Below are 15978 nucleotides of genomic sequence, written 5' to 3'. Positions count from 1 at the left end.
TGAATGAGAAGGGGGCCTACTTTATAATGATAATCGCGGACAAATGGCATGAACTTAGAAAAAATTTTAATCCTTCCAATCCAATAACGATTAATGAAATGCATGCTTTCAAAGATCAAGTAAAGCAGGAGCCACAAACTGAAGAAACGTTAAGGATACTAGTAGAGGTTTATTGCTTACTAAGAATGTATCCAGAAGCTTATCAATTATTTACAACTATTATGAATAAAGCAGATAAGAAAGATCTGAAAAAATATGGCGTTCTCCAAACCTACATAAATAAACCAAATTCCGTTAATCCTCTGTTACCAAGAAAAATTAGAGACCATCGGCAATTAAAAACGAAAATCCCAACGTTTAAATATTTACCAAACCCTCTCGAAGCTAAAATTTTTGAAACAGATGAATTCGTTGTATGTGATTGTTGCCAGCAGGAGGTTGATGTCTATTATACTGGTGGTATTTATGCAATTGAGGATGTAGATTATCTTTGTCCTTCCTGCATACATAGTGGGGAAGCAGCTCAAAAATATGATGGTTCTTTCCAGCAAGACTTACTAGATGATGAACAGGTTACGAATCCTAAGTTTGCCGAGGAAGTGCTCTATCGAACGCCTGGCTATGTAAGCTGGCAGGGCAATAATTGGGTGGCTCATTGTTCGGACTATTGTGCGTTTATCGGCTATGTCGGCTGGAGTGATTTAGTGGAGCTAGGGATAGACAATGAATTTGACAATTACACAGGCTTTTCGAAAGATGAACTTTCTGCATCCTTAATGAACAATGGTCATCATCAAGGCTATTTATTTCAGTGCTTAGAATGTGACCGATATGTACTATATTCTGATTTTAGCTAATAGTTTTTGGTTTTAAGGAGGTAGAAAAATGGAACAATTTCTTCAACGATATTTGTATTCTTGGCGCTTAAATGGTTGGTTAATCCACGATATTTTTTTATATGTCATATTGGGCTTAGGATTATTACTAGTATTGTTTATCGTTATAAAACGGAAACGGCTCATCACGTCTAGCATTTTGCTCATTATTTTTTTATTGATCAGCAATTTCTTAATGATTATTTTTGGCTTAGCAGGGAGAGCTTTTCCAATCAAATCAGATTCCGCCATTTATACAGATGATTCACAAAGTATTGCTGTTCAAATGGTGCGAGGCTCTGAAAATAACGGAACATCGAATGGTATTACACATATAATTTCTCATTATCTCCTCGTTGCAGTGAATATCGAGACAGGAGAAAAGCAGTGGACACAATCTTCCTCTTCTAAAGAAACACTTATTGGGAAATTTATGGGTGGTCTCCTTATTCATCATCGTGACGATGAATTTGGCCAATTGTCATTGCTAGATATGACAACAGGCAAAGAAATACTCTCTGAAAAAGAATTTCGTCAGCAGCATCAGCCATTAATAGATGTGTTGAGCAATGGTGCCCATCAGATGGTAGCCTTAGAAAATAATTTATATTTGGAGGGTGTCGATGGCAAATTCTATCACTATGATGGGAAGACGTTAAGCGAGGAGCCAAAAGCTAAAGACTATCTTTCAGCACGCTTCTTTATTGAAGCATCTTTACCTGGTTATTTTGCCACGCATCAACAGCCAGTAGAAGACGATCAAGTAATCAATAATCTTAGTCAAGCTGTCCTAACAGAGCCTGCCATACAAGCTTATCAAAATTTAGAACCTAAAGTGATTGATGTGGATATAGCCCAAAAAACGGCGATCGTTTCTTATCGAAAAACACAGCGAGAAAGTGCGGATCATATTTTACTACTGTACGATATGAACAAACATCAAATAATATGGGAAGAAAATATAGGGATCATCAACCAAGAGCAACAACAGCCTGGTGTTCGCATATTAGAGAATACCTATGTCATTCAAGCGGGTGATAGGCTAGTTGTTTTAGATAAGGAAACAAGGAAGAAGACCGTTCACTATCATCTACGATGGAATCGACCGATCGATTAAACGTGAACATATTGAACAAGGCCCTTGTATTAAGGGAAGTAAATAATCAAGGAGAATCATAGTTCTTTTTTCGATTCTTGTAAAATAGCGTATAATTTAAATAGGAAGAAACACTACTTAAAAGGATGACGACGAATGAACGAGCAATTAGTAGAATGGATTATTCGCTTTCAAAGAGATAAAGATATAGAAGCTCTCGCCAACTTAAAAGACTATTGTTATGAGATGATTGAGCCCTTGATTATGGAATTTACAGCGGAGTATGGTGAAGAGGCAGGAGAGCTATTACGTTTAAAATGGGACAAACGATTTTATTTTATTTTTACTAAATATCAGGTCAATGTGGGACTCCCATTAGAGACATTTGTCCAAAATACGTATCGCTTTTATTTCATGCAGGTATTAAAAAAGGCTGGTTATAAGAAGTGATAAAAAACCCTTCATTTAGGAACTGCTCGCTTTTTTAAGACAGTCAGCCCAAATGAGGGGTATTTATTTTTCTCTTTATAAATAAATACGTTTAGATGAATTGGCTATGTTCATTTCTTTACGATATTTTGAAACTGTTCGACGTGAAATTCGAACACCCTCCGCTTCTAATTCTTCCGTTAGTTGTTGATCTGATAGAGGGAATTTCCTATTTTCATTTTCTACTAATTCTTTAATGCGGCGTTTGACAAATGATACAGAATCAAGTTTTCCAGCGTCATTGATTATGCCTTTTGTAAATAGAGACTGTAGTGCAAAGACGCCATGTTCTGTACGGATATATTTATTTTTAACCGCACGACTTATCGTGGATTCATGCATATTTAATGCTTGTGCAACATCTTTTAAACGCATTGGAGATAAGGCATTTATTCCATGCTCAAAGAATGAAGCTTGCATATCAAGAAGTAATCGTGTCAGGCTGTATAATGTTTTATCACGCTGAGCAATCCCTTGCGTTAAAACAATGATATCGTTCATGCATTGTTGGTAATAGGCATAATCTTCAACGGATTCTTTTAGTAGATCTACGTAATTTTGATTAATTTCTATTTTAGGTAAAAACCGATTATTAACTTCTATAATCCATTCCCCATTCAGTTTACTGATGATTACATCAGGTATAATATATTCGTTATTCGTATGACTATCCAGTGAAATTGGGATTGGTTGTAGGTTTCGTATATATTGTATGGTTCTTTGCGTTTCTTCTATAGAAATGTCATAAGTCGTACTTAACAATTTAATTGATAAATTAGCTACTTGCTCTAAATGATGTTGTATGAATTGAGCTGCAAAAGGTGGGGCTTCTAGATCATTGTATATTTGAATTAATAAATATTCCTTAAAATCTCTTGCTCCAACGCCAAGAGGTTCGAAGGTTTGTAATAGTTCTAGCAGTATTTTTATATGGTCTAAAGAGATGTTAAAAGATTCAGCAACTTTGGATAGGTCTACATTTAAAAATAAGTGTTCATCGAGGTTACATATGAAATATTTTAAAATATCTCTATCATGCGGTGTAATATCTGGGTGGAAGGGTATTTGATCAAGTAGTTGGGTAATGTATGAATGTTGCTGTGTTAGCCGAGTTTGAATAAAATCATAATGTTGTTTTTGCTTAGGTTGAATACCTTTTATAGACATTGTGGCAAGGTCTACAATGTCCTTTGTATGATTCATATTTTTCTCAATTACAGTTAATAAAGGGTTTTCATTTGATTTCTCATAAATATGTTGTTCTAATTCTGAGCTGGAGTATTGTAGTAGTTCCAATTGATGAATGAGTTCGGTTGTCAACGTTTGGGTAATTTGTTGTGAGACGTTTAAATTCATTTTCAAGGGAATCACCTCATTTTCTCTATGTAATGTTATTATTATCTAATCTAGATTTTTTGTCTATAATAGATCAAATAGTTAATAAAGATTATTTGTAGGAAGCGAATGAAGACTACAAACAGAACGGTATATCACATAGTTAATGGATCTTAGGTTATCTGGTAATTTTATGCTCCTAATGATAGAGGATTCAACCATGGAACCGACTTGACATGTTCCCCTCTAATGCACTAATGTTTCATAGATTACAATATAAATAATTAAATTAGCTACCCATGTACTGCCCCATTAAGTATTAAGTTTTACTTTTATAGGGCCTCAATTTTGGGTGGCTTTTTTGTTGTGAATCCTACCTACAAGTTTTCTAATTGGAAAGGGATTCTATATTATCCTTACTGACAGAAAATTTTAAAGGTAAGATGTAACTTTTGGCGAATTAAAAAAGAGAAGATAATTGGGCTTCCGTTCCATATAACATAGTTTAATTAGGAGCTATTTTTTACTATAACTAAATTAGTATTATTACTTTTTTGATGTATGTGGAGGGATATGATGTTGAATGCCGAAAAATTAGTGCAATCTATGCTGGATGCTTTTGGTGAACTATTACAATTAGAAATGGCCTATTTCACTTCAAATGGTGAAGTATTTCTAGCAACAGAAGAATATAGAAAGCAAAAAGGGATAACAGTACACCTGCCGTTCTTCCAAAAATATTATTCTAAGTCTGTTCAATATTTACAAAAGCCTGGCCAAATGAAAGTGTGTTCTGGTTGTAGATTCCAAAATAATTGTCCATCTAAAGTGGAAATGATGATGAATTTAGTAAAAGGAGATCGTCACTTCGGATATTTGACATTTGTCAGTTTTACAGAGGAGGGGGAGAAAAAACTTTCTTCTGAGCAGAAGATATATCAGAATTGGTTAACTAGGTTGGGAGATATGATTATCAATGCCTTGAACAGTGAAGGATCCTATTTATTACTTGAAAATAAAAAAGGAACTGACACGAAATATGTATTAGGCAACGCACCTCACTTACAACTTATCAAGAGTAAGTTAAGTAGTATTGCAAATAGCCCATCGTCAATTGTCATAACGGGAGAGACGGGGACGGGAAAAAGTTTATTAGCTAAATATATCCATTCAAATAGCATTACACATAAAGGGAAATTTATAGAGCTGAATTGTGCAAGTATTCCTGAAAACTTGTTTGAAAGTGAGTTATTTGGCTATGATGAAGGGGCGTTTACAGGGGCAAGAAGAAAAGGAAAAATGGGCTATTTTGAAGTGGCAGACAAGGGCACTTTATTCCTCGATGAAATTACAGAATTACCATTACATTTACAGGCAAAGCTGTTAACGGTATTGCAAGATGGACTTATTTATAGAGTCGGAGCAATTGAGCCTAGAAAAGTAAATGTAAGAATTATTGCTGCTACAAATAAATCTTTAGAAGATATGGTGAGAAAAGGTGAGTTTCGTTCGGACTTATATTATCGTCTAAATGTTATCCCTTTAACGTTGCCCCCTTTAAAGGAAAGAACGGATGAAATTGAATATTTGATTGAAAAGCTACTTGAAAAGATTCAGCATAAAACAGGGAAATTTATTAAAGATTTTTCAAATGAATTTTTGGAGGAGTTGAAATTATACTCTTGGCCAGGGAACATAAGAGAGTTAGAAAATGTATTAGAGTACAGTATGGTAATGGAAAATTCCCTACAATTAACTAAGGAAAGCTTACCCAAATATATTATCGAAAAGAATAAAGCGAAAAATCTTTATAGCAATTCTACTATATTAAAAGATACAGAAATGGAGGTCATCTACCAAATGCTCGCTCGATATGGAGATGATACTGCTGGAAAAGAACGAGTTGCCGAAGAATTAGGAATAAGTACAAGGACGCTTTATAGAAAACTAAAAAGTGTAAATTTATAGTATAAATTAGTTTGACACAAATACCAAGCTTGTGGAAGATTTTTAAATTCCTCACCTCCTTTGAGTAATTTAAAGTGAACTTCCTAGGTATTTGTGTTTTTTTATGGTTAATTTTAATGACAAAAGTGACAACAGAAATGACAAATATGGCAAAAGGAAAGTGAGTATATTGTTAACTCTCCTATTGATCGCATTATGAAAAAGTAGCTTTAACACCTGAAGTTTCTGACTTTTCTGCAGATTGAATAGCTTTGTGAAATTAAGTTTTCTACAGTTGGCACGTATTTTGCTAGATATATAGTAAGGAAATGAAAGGAGGAAGATGTATTTGGAAGACTACTTTGAATTAGAAGGTAAAGTGGCTGTGATTACAGGAGGGGCCTCGGGGATTGGTCTTGCTACAGCTAAATTATTAAGTGAGTTGGGAACGAAAACTGTGATTCTAGATATAGATCAACAAAAAGGTGAAGATACAGAAAAAAATTTAAAAGAGGCTGGTTTAGATGTTGAGTTTTTAAAATGCGATGTGACGAATACACAAGACTGCCAAAATGTGGCTGATTCTATCCAGAAAAGATACGGAAAAGTAGATGTACTTTTTAATAATGCGGGTATTATTCGCAGAAAAACAGTAGTGGATCTAGACGAAGCGGATTGGGATGCTGTTATTAATGTTTCACTTAAAGGGGTTTATCTACTTTCTAAATACTTAATCCCACTCATGAGAGATAACGGTGGCAGTATCATTAATACAGGTTCAGGATGGGGAATCAAAGGTGGAGACAAAGCTGCATCTTACTGTGCTGCAAAAGCAGGAGTTGTAAATTTAACAAAGGCTATGGCCATTGACCATGGCCCTGAAAATATACGCGTAAATTGCATTTGTCCTGGAGATACTGACACGCCATTACTACGTGGGGAGGCAAAACAATTAAACATAGACGAATCAAGTTTTTTACGTAGTTCGGCTGTAGATAGACCGTTAGCAAGACTAGGAACACCTGAAGATATTGCGAAAGGGGTTCTATTCCTTGCAAGTAATTTATCAGCTTGGGTTACAGGAACTACATTAACAGTTGATGGTGGCGGATTAGCCTAAAATTAATAATAGAGGGAGGCATTTTAAATGAGTAAAAAGGTTCATCCATATATTCCTAATATGGTATCTGAGGTCAAACAAGAAATGTTAGAGGAAATAGGAGTTCAATCCGTTGAGGAGCTTTATTCGTGCATTCCGGAAAATTTACATTTTAAAGGTACGATGGATATCCCGAAAGCTTTGAATGAATTAGAGTTACGACGCCATATTGATGGGCTTTTAAATAAAAATATAAGCTCCAATGAATACATTAATTTTCTAGGAGCAGGTTGCTGGCAACACTTCATTCCAGCCGTATGTGATGAAGTGAACCAACGTGCGGAGTTTTTAACAGCTTATGCAGGAGAGCCCTATGAGGATCATGGTCGCTTTCAAGCATTATTTGAATATCAAAGCTTGATGGCGGAGCTTGTGGATATGGAAGTTGTTAATGTTCCCACATTTGATTGGGCTCAAGCTGCATCTACGGCGATTCGTATGGCTAGTCGGATTACAAAGCGTACGAAGATTTTACTTGCTAATACACTTTCTCCAGAACGCAGAAAAGTTATAACAAACTATGGTACACCCCAATTATCATTTGAAGGGGTCAAATTTAATATTAATACAGGATTAATGGACTTAGCCGATTTAGAAGCAAAATTGTCAAACGAGGTTGCAGCTATTTACTTCGAAAATCCATCATATTTAGGCTTCATCGAGTCGCAAGGACAGGAAATTTCACAACTAGCTAAAAAATATGGCGTACTGATGATTGTTGGAGTTGATCCAAGTTCACTAGGGGTTTTGGCACCACCAAGTCAATATGGGGCTGATATTGTTTGTGGAGATCTTCAACCATTAGGTATGCACATGAATTATAGTGGAGGGCAAGCTGGATTTATTGCAACCTATAACGACCCGAAATTTGTGAATGAATATCCATCCCGCTTGTTCGGTATCATTCCGACTGTTAAGAAAGGTGAATATGGTTTCGGTGACATTGCCTATGATCGTACTTCATTTGCGGATCGAGAAAATGGTAAGGAATCTGTAGGTACACAAACAGCTCTTTGGGGTATTACGGCAGGTGTGTATTTATCATTAATGGGACCTAATGGCATGTATGAGTTAGGTCAAGTTATCATGCAAAACAGTCAGTATGCAGTAATGCAATTGAATACGATTAAAAACATTCGAGGTTCAAGAATTACCTCACCATTTTTCAAAGAGTTCATTATAGATTTTAATGATACAGGATTAACAGTAGAAGAAATTAATTCACGATTACTAGAGCAAAAAATCTTTGGAGGTAAAGATTTATCGTTGGAGTTTCCTGAATATGGTCAAGCAGCACTCTATTGTGTAACCGAAGTTCACACAAAAGAGGATATCGATAAGCTAGTGAATGCTTTATCTACAATTACTGGAAATTAAATGGTGGAAAGGAGTTTTAACATGGATAAGATTGTAAGAGATAATGTAAATAAAGACTTTCATCAAGCTAAATGGAATGAACCTATTATTTTTGAGTTACATCAACCAGGAGAAGTCGGAGTAGAAGTTCCACAACCTTCAAATGAGGTAGTAGAAGCGGTCGGTGATGGTGTTTCATCTTTACCGCAAAATATGAAAAGGGTAGCTAAACTGAATTTACCAGAAATCGGTCAAGCACGTGTGCTACGACATTATGTAAGGCTTTCACAAGAAACATTAGGCTCTGATTTTAATGTTGAAATTGGGCAAGGTACTTGTACGATGAAGTATATTCCTAAAATTAATGAATTGCTTATTCGTAATCCTAAAATAATGGAACTTCACCCTTTACAAGATCCAAGTACTGTCCAAGGAATGCTCGAAATCATTCACAATATGGACTTAGCGATGCGTGAAATTTCCGGGATGGATCGCTTCTCCTTCCAACCAAGTGGTGGGACACAAGCATTGTTTGCCATGGCATCAATTGTACGCAAATATTTTGAAGTGAAAGGTGAGGCAGATCAACGTAATGAAATTATTACAACCATCTTCTCTCATCCATCTCAAGCAGCTACAGCAGTAGTAAAAGGTTACAAAATAATTACTATTCCCCCAGATGAAAATGGTTTCCCAGATATTAATAAATTGAAAGAAGTTGTATCAGAAAGAACTGCTGGATTTGTAGTAGCTAACCCTGAAGATACAGGAATTTATAATTCTAAAATTAAGGAATTTACGAAAATAGTACATGATGCAGGTGGAATTTGTTACTACGACCAGGCAAATGCCAATGGACTGTTAGGAATTACACGAGCAAGAGAAGCAGGCTTTGACATGTGTTTCTTCAATCTTCACAAAACATTTGCAGCACCTCACATGTGTGGAGGACCAGCAACAGGGGCGCTCGGGGTGACAGAAGAATTAAAGCCATATTTGCCAGGACCAATTGTTGAGAAGGTTGGAGACCAGTATGTGTTAAATGATCAATTAGAGCATTCGATTGGAAAAGTACGATCATTCCATGGGGTAGCACAAACTATTTTACGCTCTTATGCTTGGGTTAGAGCACTAGGAGCAGATGGTCTTAAAGCCGTGGCAGAAACAGCTGTATTAAATAATAATTATCTGTATAGTAAAGTATCAAAAATTCGTGGTGTAAGTGTGCCGTATATACAAGGGCAACGATTAGAGCAAGTTCGATATAGTTGGGAGCAACTGGAGAAAGAAACAGGTGTGACAACAGAGGATGTGCAGCGCCGAATGACTGACTTCGGTTTACATTACTGGACTAGTCATCATCCTTATATTGTTCCGCAACCATTTACACTTGAACCAACAGAATCCTATTCTAAAGCAGATTTAGATGAATATATTCAAGCGCTGGAGCAGATTTCTAAAGAAGCATACGAAACGCCAGAAATTGTTAAAGCAGCACCGCAAAATAGTACAATTCATCAATTAATTGAAGCAGATTATTTAGATGAGCCATCAAAATGGTGTATTTCATGGAGGGTATATCAACAAAAGATGAAAAATAAAAAGGAAGTATTAATAAATAATAGGTAGGGGGTGTTAGGATGAGAACCAATCATAGAAGTTTAAAAAATAAGAGAGTCGTCATCACGGGAGGCGCTAGTGGTATAGGATTAGCCACAGCACAACGTTTTATAGAAGAAGAATCGATAGTGGCTATTTTAGATATTAATAAAGAAGGTATTGAACAATCGATAAAAGAAAATCCCGGAATTGCTAAAGGATATGTAGTAGATGTTAGTAACCCTGAAAATGTAAATGCTGTTTTTGAGAATATAAAAAGAGATTTAGGTGGTGTAGATGTTTTTATTGCGAATGCAGGTATTAGCATTCGCAATAAGTTTCTTGATATTAGTCCTGAACAATGGAATAAAGTATTAAACATTAATCTAAACGGTGTATTTTATACTTCACAAGCAGCCGCAAAAATTATGGTGGAGCAGGGCAAGGGTGTCATACTTATGACAGCGTCTACAAATGGAGTGACAGGTCATCCATTCTATACGGATTACAACGCTTCCAAAGCAGGTGTTAATCTATTAGCAAAAACAATGGCGTTAGAGCTTGCTCCAAATATCAGAGTAAATACGATATGTCCTGGATACGTGCTAACGCCAATGCAAATGGCTGAATATACACCAGCTATGTTGGAAGTTGTCAATGAAGGTATCCCCCTGAAACGACATGCAGATCCTCAAGAAGTCGGAGCATTATACGCTTTCCTTGCTTCGGATGATTCGTCCTATATTACCGGACAAGCCATTGCTATTGATGGTGGAGAACTAGCTTAATTAAATGGAAGGGGTTATTTGATGAAGAAAAATACATTCTATTTATTATTGGTGTTGGTCATTTCGTTGATGGCGGCATGTTCGGACAATAAAACAAATACACAAGTTGCGGCAACTGCGGATGCAAAAAGTGAGGATCAAGACAAAGGTGTAGCAACAGAAATGAAATTGGTTAAGGACGGAAAGTTAACATTTGCAATGAGTGGTTTACTAAAACCATTAAATTATAAGGAAAATCAAGAACTAGTCGGCTTTGATGTTGAGATCGGGAAAGAAATCTCAAAGAGGATTGGCCTTGAAGCAAATCCCGTAACCAATCCATGGGAAACGATTATTCAAGGGTTACGAGGAAATAAATATGATGCGATTATTGGTAGTATGACAGCAACTGAGGAAAGGTCTAAACAGGTTGATTTCTCAATCCCTTATTATGTTTCAGGTGCTACAGTATTTATCTCTAGTGAAAATAAGGATATTAAAACAGTAGAAGATTTAAAGGGAAAAACGATTGGTGTTATGCAAGCTAGTACTTATGTTGAAGATGCAAAGAATTATACAGATAAAATCAAAGAATTCCCTAGTGAAATTTATGCATTACAAGATCTTCCACCCGGTCGTCTAGATGCAGTGATTACAGATAGAATTGTAGGTATTTCAGCAATGCAAGAGTCAGGATTGAAGATTCAAGCCCTAGGAGAGGTCATTAAAAGAGAAGAAATAGCAGTGGCGATTAATAAAGATAACGAAGTTTTATTAGAGGCGATTAATAATGCGATTGAAGAGATGGTCGAAGATGGAACGTATAAAGAAATAAGTATGAAATGGTTTGGGAAAGACTTGTTAGAGTAACTGTTAAAAATAGCGTGCCTAGTATGCTAAAGATGTACTAGGCATAGAAAATAATTGAATTATAAACTAAGTAAATTGAAAATTCTTTCTATTTTACTTTCTAAATAAGTGTCTTTCATATCCACATCCTTAAAAGAGGTTAGGTGATTACTATGGATTTTCTCACAAATGTAACATCAATATTTCAAAAGCATGGCATGGAGTTTTTAAAAGCGACCGTTTTAACCATTGAGTTAACAATAGTTTCTTTATTTATTGCATGTGTGATTGGGTTAGTGTTTGCCTTTTTTAAAGTATCCAATATTAAAATCCTGGAAAGTATTGCCAATACTTATATTTTTGTTGTTCGTGGTATGCCTTTAATTGTACAACTTATGTTCTTATACTATGGAATTTCTAGTATCTTTACCTTAACAGACTTTGCAGCTGGGGCCATTGCGCTTGGAATCCATTCAGGAGCTTATATTGCAGAAATTTTCCGTGGATCCATTCAATCTATAGATAAAGGCCAAATGGAGGCTGGTCGATCTTTAGGAATGACCTATTTTAAAACAATGAGACGAATTATTTTGCCACAGAGTTTTAAAAGAGCTATTCCAGCATTAGCTAATCAATTCATCATAGGGTTAAAAGATTCGTCTTTAGTAGCCTACATTGCAGTATCTGAATTATTTAACCATGCACTATCAACCCAAGCTTACAATTATATGCCTCTTGAAACATACTTTGTTGTAGGAATTTATTATTTAATTTTAGTCTTATTATTCACATTGTTATTTAATAAACTTGAAAGTCGACTGGATGTTGGAAGGAGGAAAAAACGTGATAAAGTTGAAATCGCTTTCTAAATCATTTGGTGACTTGAAGGTTTTAAAAGATATAAACCTTGAAATTAATAAATCGGAAGTAGTTGTTCTCATAGGGGCTAGTGGCTCAGGGAAGAGCACTTTATTACGCTGTATGAATTTTTTGGAAATATTAGATTCAGGTACGATAAGCATTAATGATGAAATTATTGATGTAAAAAGAACTAATTTAAATCTTGTAAGAGAAAATATGGGTATGGTATTTCAACATTTCAATTTATTTCCCCATTTAAGTGTTTTACAAAATATAATAGAAGCACCTATTCAGGTAAAAAGGCAAAGTAAAGAAGAAGCAATTAAATTTGCTATGAGTTTGTTAGAACGAGTTGGTCTTGCGGATAAAGCTAATTACTATCCGGAACAACTATCTGGTGGTCAAAAACAACGAGTTGCTATTGCTAGGGCACTTGCAATGAATCCGAGTGTTATGTTATTTGATGAACCAACATCAGCATTGGATCCTGAGTTGGTAGGGGAAGTTCTAGAAACCATGAAAAGCCTTGCTAAAGACGGCATGACGATGGTCGTCGTCACACATGAAATGGGCTTCGCTAAGGAAGTAGCCGATAGGGTAATTATGTTAGCAGACGGTAAAATTATTGAAGAGGGCTCTCCAGTAGAAATTTTTAAAGCTCCAAAACAAGAAAGAACCATTAAGTTTTTACAGCAGGTTTTATAATTATTTCTGTAATTAGGGGATGATGATCGATGTTAAAAACGTATGAAGAAGTATTAAGGGTTACGAACGAGCTTGTAAATATTGAGAGCATTGTAAATACCGAAGGGGAAATTGATATTTCAAAGTCACTGGCTAAAACAATTTCTAGCCTACCTTATTTCCAGAAAAACTCCAGTTATGTATTTACTTCACGTACGATAGATGATGAGGTTGAAAGATACAATGTGTTTGCCTTTGTAAAAGGTACTAAAGGAGATAGTAATAAAACGGTTGTGTTAATGGGACATACAGATACGGTAGGTATCGATGATTATAATAGTTTGAAGGAGAAAGCTTGTTTACCTAATGAACTTCATGAAGCGTTAAAGAGTGAAAAAGTGCCGCCGTTGGTAAGAGAGCATTTAGAATCAAATGAATGGTTATTTGGTAGAGGAACACTTGATATGAAGAGTGGTGTTGCAAGCCATTATTATTTATTAAAATATTATTCTGAACATCCAGAGGAACTGAATGGAAACATTGTATTTTTTGCTGAGTGTGATGAGGAGGATAGTTCCCATGGAGTATTGTCTGGTTTAACGGATCTAAAAAGGTTAAAAGAAGAACATGGTTTTGATTACGCAGCATTAATTAACTCCGATTTTGTTGCTCCTAAGTATGAGGGGGATGAAAGTAGATATATATATAAAGGCAGCGTCGGTAAACTACTCCCTTCCTTTTATATTACTGGGGCGGAAAGTCATGTAGGTTCTAGTTTTGAAGGACTTGACCCTAACTATATTGCTGCAGAGTTAACTAGACAAATTGCATATAACCCAGAGTTATGTGATCAATCATTAGGAGAAACACCAATGCCACCTGTAAGTTTGAAGCAAACTGATTTTAAAGAAACATATACAGTACAGACAGCTCTTGCTTCCTATGTATATTATAATTTCTTTGTGCAATCCTGGTCACCTAAAGAGGTCTTAGAAAAGTTAAAAATCCATGCAGAAATGGCATTTGATAATGCAATCACTAATTTAAACAATCACTATAAGAGATATTGCGAAATAAGTGGTCAGGAATATGCAAAATTGCCATGGAAGACAAGGGTATTGTTCTATGAAGAATTAGAACAATCAATTATTGTAGAATATGGGGACGATTACAAAGAACATATAAAAATTTTTAAACAGGAACTATTAAAAAATAAAGCGTTAGATGTACGTATGTATTCTGCAAGAGTGGTAGAAGAAGTTTGGAAGTGGTCGAAAGATAAGAGTCCTGCAATAATTATTTTTTATTCTTCATTGTACTCACCATGTGTTGAAGTAACCGGGAAAAATGAAAAAGAAAAAAATTTACTAATGGCTTTAGACTATGCTGTTGAAAAAGTTCAACCATATTATGATAAGCCTATTGTTCAAAAAAACTATTTCCCTCATATTTGTGATATGAGTTGCGTCGCTATAAATGTCGATGAAGATAGTGTGAATTCAGTTATTAACAATAATCCTAGCTGGGGAAGCAAACATTATGTAAATTATGATGCCATTAGAGAATTAAATATCCCTGCAATCAATATTGGGCCATATGGATATGATGCACATAATAGATATGAAAGAACCGAATTGAAATATACTATGGAGATAATGCCCAATTTAACAAAGCTAGTAATAGATAAATTGCTAAATAATTAATGGATACATGCTCATGGTCATTCCTATTTTACTTCTTTTGATAGTTATCTAGCGACAGCCTTGATCTCTATGTAAGATACTCTTAATAGCTAATGATGTAGCTGAGAAATTGGCAGCTTACTCTTGTTCGCATAGAAAAAACACCTTCACGTTGATTGTTTGGTTAACCCATTATTCAACGAAAGGTGTTTTATTTGTCTCATTATATTACTGATAGAGTAAATCTTCTGCTAGGTGAGTAAACACTTCACCGATTATGGATTCCTCGGCATATACCGAGGAACCTGTATTTTCTTCAGGTTGAGCGAAAGGAATATGAGCTATTACATTGGTCTGCAATAAATCTGCTAGTTGCTCAGCGCCACCCTGTCCAAATAGATAATTTTTGTGACCATCGGGCCCTTCAAAATAAGCCATGTTTTCGACAACACCGAAAATGGTATGTTTCGTATGTTGGGCCATTAAGCCGGCACGTAAAGCGACATGAGAAGCGGCTAGATGGGGTGTTGTCACAATTAATTCCTGTGCCTGCGGAATCATCGCTGCCATATCAATCGCCACATCCCCTGTACCAGGTGGTAAATCTATCAGTAGATAATCTAAATCTCCCCATAGCGTGTTGACAAGAAAATTGCGAATCCACTTGTTCAGCATAGGTCCACGCCACATAACAGGCTGGTTATCCTTTGTAAAAAAGCCCATCGACATTATTTTAACGCCATGGCTCTCTACTGGAATAGCCGTTTGGTCAAGCATAGTAGGCTTTTGCTCAATATTCATCATGGCAGGAATACTAAAGCCATATATATCGGCATCTAAAATACCTACACGTTTCCCAAGACGGGCAAGTGCGACGGCTAAATTAATAGTCACAGTAGACTTTCCTACACCGCCTTTACCACTTGTTATAGCAATGAATTGAACGCCAGAATTAGGCAGTAACATATTCGGCATTCCTTGATCTGTTACATTTTTCGATTTTAACGTGGATGTTAATTCACCACGCTCTTGGTCCGACATAACCCCAAAGGTAATGGTAACATCGGAGGCACCAATTGCTTGTAGTGCCTTCTCGACATCTTGCTGGATAGTTGCTTTTAACGGACATCCTGGAATGGTTAACATAATATCCAGGGCTATTTGGGTGTCGTTTATTTGAATATTACGTACCATATTTAAATCTACAATACTCTGGTGCAGTTCAGGGTCTTCTACCTGTTTTAATGCGTTTATCACATCTTCTTTTACGAACATTAAC

At 35.7% G+C, this 15978-nt stretch carries 14 protein-coding genes; 12 read left to right on the top strand and 2 right to left on the bottom strand.

Annotated features, from left to right (window positions below):
• Positions 1–26 precede the first annotated feature (26 nt).
• The 3 genes from OU989_RS12900 (at position 27) to OU989_RS12890 (ending at position 2421) form a co-directional block, all read left to right on the top strand.
• Positions 27–857 carry a CbrC family protein gene (locus tag OU989_RS12900; RefSeq protein ID WP_274793445.1) on the top strand — a complete coding sequence of 277 codons (831 nt, stop codon included), beginning with the start codon at positions 27–29 and terminating at the stop codon, positions 855–857.
• Between the two features lie 28 nt (positions 858–885).
• Positions 886–1992 (top strand): PA2928 family protein, encoded by a 1107-nt coding sequence (locus tag OU989_RS12895; protein WP_274793444.1) that lies wholly within the window; start codon positions 886–888, stop codon positions 1990–1992.
• A 135-nt stretch (positions 1993–2127) separates the two neighbouring features.
• Positions 2128–2421 (top strand): hypothetical protein, encoded by a 294-nt coding sequence (locus tag OU989_RS12890; protein WP_274793443.1) that lies wholly within the window; start codon positions 2128–2130, stop codon positions 2419–2421.
• Between the two features lie 75 nt (positions 2422–2496).
• Here the strand turns inward: OU989_RS12890 and rpoN are convergent, their stop codons facing one another.
• Positions 2497–3816, bottom strand: a complete 1320-nt coding sequence (rpoN, locus tag OU989_RS12885; protein ID WP_274797342.1) for an RNA polymerase factor sigma-54 — start codon at positions 3814–3816, stop codon at positions 2497–2499.
• A gap of 555 nt (positions 3817–4371) precedes the next feature.
• Here rpoN and OU989_RS12880 point away from each other — a divergent pair.
• From OU989_RS12880 to OU989_RS12840, 9 genes are all read left to right on the top strand, one after another.
• On the top strand, positions 4372–5763 hold the full coding sequence (locus OU989_RS12880; RefSeq protein WP_274793442.1) for a sigma-54 interaction domain-containing protein: 1392 nt from the start codon (positions 4372–4374) through the stop codon (positions 5761–5763).
• A 328-nt stretch (positions 5764–6091) separates the two neighbouring features.
• On the top strand, positions 6092–6862 hold the full coding sequence (locus tag OU989_RS12875) for an SDR family NAD(P)-dependent oxidoreductase (RefSeq protein WP_274793441.1): 771 nt from the start codon (positions 6092–6094) through the stop codon (positions 6860–6862).
• A 27-nt stretch (positions 6863–6889) separates the two neighbouring features.
• Positions 6890–8278, top strand: a complete 1389-nt coding sequence (gene gcvPA, locus OU989_RS12870) for an aminomethyl-transferring glycine dehydrogenase subunit GcvPA (RefSeq protein ID WP_274793440.1) — start codon at positions 6890–6892, stop codon at positions 8276–8278.
• 21 nt (positions 8279–8299) lie between these two features.
• Complete coding sequence (gene gcvPB / locus OU989_RS12865; RefSeq protein WP_274793439.1) at positions 8300–9886, top strand: aminomethyl-transferring glycine dehydrogenase subunit GcvPB; 1587 nt, start codon at positions 8300–8302, stop codon at positions 9884–9886.
• Positions 9887–9897: 11 nt separating this feature from the next.
• The gene (locus OU989_RS12860) at positions 9898–10644 is read left to right on the top strand and encodes an SDR family NAD(P)-dependent oxidoreductase (RefSeq protein ID WP_274793438.1); all 747 of its coding nucleotides are present in this window, start codon (positions 9898–9900) and stop codon (positions 10642–10644) included.
• Positions 10645–10665: 21 nt separating this feature from the next.
• Positions 10666–11493, top strand: coding sequence for a transporter substrate-binding domain-containing protein (locus OU989_RS12855; protein WP_274793437.1), 828 nt, complete (start codon positions 10666–10668; stop codon positions 11491–11493).
• Positions 11494–11645: 152 nt separating this feature from the next.
• Complete coding sequence (locus OU989_RS12850; protein WP_274793436.1) at positions 11646–12341, top strand: amino acid ABC transporter permease; 696 nt, start codon at positions 11646–11648, stop codon at positions 12339–12341.
• The gene (locus OU989_RS12845) at positions 12316–13038 is read left to right on the top strand and encodes an amino acid ABC transporter ATP-binding protein (protein ID WP_274793435.1); all 723 of its coding nucleotides are present in this window, start codon (positions 12316–12318) and stop codon (positions 13036–13038) included. Before OU989_RS12850 ends, OU989_RS12845 begins: the two co-directional genes overlap by 26 nt.
• A gap of 29 nt (positions 13039–13067) precedes the next feature.
• A complete protein-coding gene (locus OU989_RS12840; RefSeq protein ID WP_274793434.1) occupies positions 13068–14720 on the top strand; it encodes a M20/M25/M40 family metallo-hydrolase in 1653 nt (550 codons plus the stop codon).
• Between the two features lie 207 nt (positions 14721–14927).
• Here the strand turns inward: OU989_RS12840 and OU989_RS12835 are convergent, their stop codons facing one another.
• Entirely contained in the window at positions 14928–15974 is a 1047-nt protein-coding gene (locus OU989_RS12835; protein WP_274793433.1) for an Mrp/NBP35 family ATP-binding protein, read from the bottom strand.
• Between the last annotated feature and the right edge of the window lie 4 nt (positions 15975–15978).

The sequence above is a fragment of the Lysinibacillus irui genome (assembly GCF_028877475.1).
GTDB lineage: Bacteria > Bacillota > Bacilli > Bacillales_A > Planococcaceae > Lysinibacillus > Lysinibacillus irui.
The sequence above is the reverse complement of the archived record's forward strand: the minus strand, read 5'-3'. Positions and strand labels throughout refer to the sequence as shown.